The organism is Azospirillum sp. B506 (assembly GCF_000333595.1).
Lineage (GTDB): Bacteria > Pseudomonadota > Alphaproteobacteria > Azospirillales > Azospirillaceae > Azospirillum.
In genome coordinates this window covers 1-3,177 of record NZ_BADK01000759.1, presented here as the reverse complement: position 1 = coordinate 3,177, position 3,177 = coordinate 1, and the positions used below count along the sequence as shown (strand labels likewise).

3 protein-coding genes are annotated in these 3,177 nt (G+C 65.7%); all 3 read right to left on the bottom strand.

Annotation, left to right across the window (positions count from 1 at the left end; translation table 11 throughout):
• Positions 1–28 precede the first annotated feature (28 nt).
• The 3 genes from I71_RS23785 to I71_RS23775 are packed head-to-tail and all read right to left on the bottom strand — an operon-like array spanning position 29 to position 3,051.
• A complete protein-coding gene (locus I71_RS23785) occupies positions 29–1,138 on the bottom strand; it encodes an ABC transporter ATP-binding protein (protein ID WP_042699311.1) in 1,110 nt (369 codons plus the stop codon).
• A 7-nt stretch (positions 1,139–1,145) separates the two neighbouring features.
• On the bottom strand, positions 1,146–2,036 hold the full coding sequence (locus I71_RS23780) for a carbohydrate ABC transporter permease (RefSeq protein WP_042699308.1): 891 nt from the start codon (positions 2,034–2,036) through the stop codon (positions 1,146–1,148).
• Complete coding sequence (locus I71_RS23775; RefSeq protein ID WP_244434013.1) at positions 2,029–3,051, bottom strand: carbohydrate ABC transporter permease; 1,023 nt, start codon at positions 3,049–3,051, stop codon at positions 2,029–2,031. The genes I71_RS23780 and I71_RS23775 overlap by 8 nt, the downstream gene beginning before the upstream one ends.
• Positions 3,052–3,177 lie beyond the last annotated feature (126 nt).

Below are 3,177 nucleotides of genomic sequence, written 5' to 3'. Positions count from 1 at the left end.
CCCCCGGGAGAGGGGGATTTATCGCCGGTCAGATCCGCTGTTCGGTCTTCGGTCGAAACAGGTTCGCCCGCGCCATGTCGATCATGAAGTCGGCGGTTTCACCCTCCGCCACCCGGTCGCTCGGCTGNATGCGGGCGACAACCTCATGGCCGTTCAGCTCGACATAGGTGATGGTGTCGGCGCCGGTCGGCTCCAGCACATTGACGCCGCAGGCGACCTTCACCAGCGCCGGGTTGCCGGCGGCGATCGCCGGGTCGTAACAGGTGATGGCCTCCGGACGGATGCCCAGGATCACCTCCTGGCCCAGCCAGCTGCCGGCCTGTTCCGGCGCCTGGAACAGCGGCAGGAAGCCGCTGCGCTCGCGCCCGACGCTGACGCCCAGCCGGTCGCCCTCGGCCGACAGCGTGCCGCGCACGAAATTCATGGTCGGCGAGCCGATGAAGCTCGCCACATACATGTTGGCGGGGCGTTCGTAGACCTCCTGCGGCGGGGCGAATTGCTGGACGACGCCCTCCTTCATGATGGCGATGCGGCTGGCCAGCGTCATCGCTTCGATCTGGTCGTGGGTGACATAGACCACGGTGGTGCCGAGCCGCTGGTGCAGTTTCTTGATCTCGGTGCGCATGTCGACGCGCAGCTTGGCGTCCAGGTTGGACAGCGGCTCGTCGAACAGGAACACCTTGGGGTCGCGGACCAGGGCGCGGCCCATGGCGACCCGCTGGCGCTGGCCGCCCGAAAGCTGGGCCGGCTTGCGGTCGAGCAGATGCTCGATCTGCAGCAGCTTGGCGACGCGGCGGACGGCGCCCTCGCGCTCCGGCTTGGACTGGCCGCGCATCTCCAGCGAGAAGCCGATGTTCCGCGCCACCGTCATGTTGGGATAGAGCGCGTAGGACTGGAACACCATGGCGATGTCGCGGTCCTTGGGATGGACCTCGTTGACCACGCGCTGGTCGATGCGGATCTCGCCGGCGCTGATCGTCTCCAGGCCGGCGATCATGTTGAGCAGGGTGGATTTCCCGCAGCCCGACGGACCGAGCAGGACGAGGAATTCGCCGTCCGTCAGGTCCAGGTCGATGCCCTTCAGGACCTCGACGCTGCCATACTGCTTGCGGACGTTGTTGATGCTGAGAGTCGCCATCGGAAGATCACCCCTTGACGGAGCCGGCGGTCAGACCGCGGATGAAGTATTTGCCGGCGAGCACATAGACGACGAGGGTGGGCAGGCCGGCGATCATCGCCGCCGCCATGTCGACGTTGTACTGCTTCACGCCGGTGGTGGTGTTGACGAGGTTGTTCAGCGCGACCGTCACCGGCTGGGCGCCGCCCGCCGCGAAGGATGCCCCGAACAGGAAGTCGTTCCAGATCTGGGTGAACTGCCAGATGATCGTCACCACCAGGATCGGCAGCGACAGCGGCAGCATGATCTTGGTGAAGATCTGGAAGAAGCCGGCGCCGTCGATGGTCGCCGCCTTCACCAGATCGTCGGGGATGCTGACATAGTAATTGCGGAAGAACAGGGTGGTGAAGGCGAGGCCATACACCACATGCACCAGGATCAGCCCGCCGGCGCTGCCGGCCAGCCCGAGGAAGCCCAGCGTCTGCGCCATCGGCAGCAGGATCACCTGCGACGGCAGGAAGCTGCCGAACAGGATCATGCCGAAGACGATGTTGGCGCCGCGGAACCGCCACTTGGTCAGGGCATAGCCGTTCAGCGCCCCGAAGAAGGTGGAGATGACGACCGCCGGCCCGACGATGACCAGGGAATTCAGGAAATAGGGCGCCATGCCGCGGCAGTCGGCGCCGATGCAGGCGCGGTTCCAGGCATAGCTCCAGGCATCCAGGCTGAAGTCGCGCGGCAGCGACAGCAGCGATCCGGTGCGGATCTCCTCCGGACTCTTGAAGGAGGTGGCGATCATCAGCAGCAGCGGCAGCAGGTAATAGGCCGCGAACAGCAAGAGGATCAGGTACAGGCCCCAGCGGGCGATGCGGGCGCCGGTGCCCTGCGCCGGCGGCAGGGCGGAGGTCAGGCTAGACACGCTTGCCTCCCTTCAGTTCGGAATAGAGGTAGGGCACGATGATCGCCACCACCGTCGCCAGCATCATCAGCGCGCTGGCCGAGCCGATGGCGATCTGGTTGCGGCGGAAGGTCATCTCGTACATGAAGGTCGCCGGCAGGTCCGACGCATAGCCCGGACCGCCGCCGGTCAGCGCCACCACGAGGTCGTAGCTCTTGACCGCGAGGTGGGCGAGGATGACGAAGGCGCTCATGAACACCGGCCGGATCGACGGCAGGACGATGCCCCAATAGATGCGCGGCAGGCTGGCGCCGTCGAGATAGGCTGCCTTGATGATCTCCTGATCGACGCCGCGCAGCGCCGCCAGGAACAGCGCCATGACGAAGCCGGAGCTTTGCCAGACCGCGGCGATCACCAGCGTGTAGACGGCGGTGTCCTGCTGGACGATCCAGTCGAAGGTGAAGCCGGGAAAGCCGAGGTCGCGGACGAACTGCTGGATGCCGATGCCGGGATTGAGGATCCATTTCCAGGCGGTGCCGGTGACGATGAAGCTGAGCGCCATCGGGTAGAGATAGATGGTGCGCAGCGCCCCTTCGCCGCGGATGCGCTGGTCGAGCAGAACCGCCAACAGGATGCCGACGATCAGGCTGACGCCGATGAACAGTCCGCCGAAGATCAGCAGATTCTCGATGGCGACATACCAGCGCTCGATCCGCCACAGCTTGGCGAAGGCGTCGGCGCCGACCAGTTCGTAGGACGGCAGCATCTTCGAATTGGTGAAGCTGATATAGACCGTCCAGACGATGAAGCCGTAGACGAACAGCAGGATCGCCGCGAAGGACGGGGCGACCACCAGCTTCGAGAGATGCCGCTGGGCCAGTGCGCGCAGTCCGCCTGTCCGGGGCGGGGTGGCGCTGCCGGGGGCGGCCTCTTCTCCGGCTGCCGGCCGGTAGGATGGGGTCTGCAAGGTCATGGTGCGAGCCTCATCGGCTTTCGGGCCGGCTTTCGGGCCGGCTTTCGGGCCGGCGTCGCACACGGATGCAGGTCGCGCATGTCGGTTCCCTCCCGTGACGCGTTGCTGTTGGACCGCTGCAAGACGGTCGTTCGCTTGGCGGTCACTGTACGCCGCAGATGATGGATGGGGCGGACAATTTGTAACGCG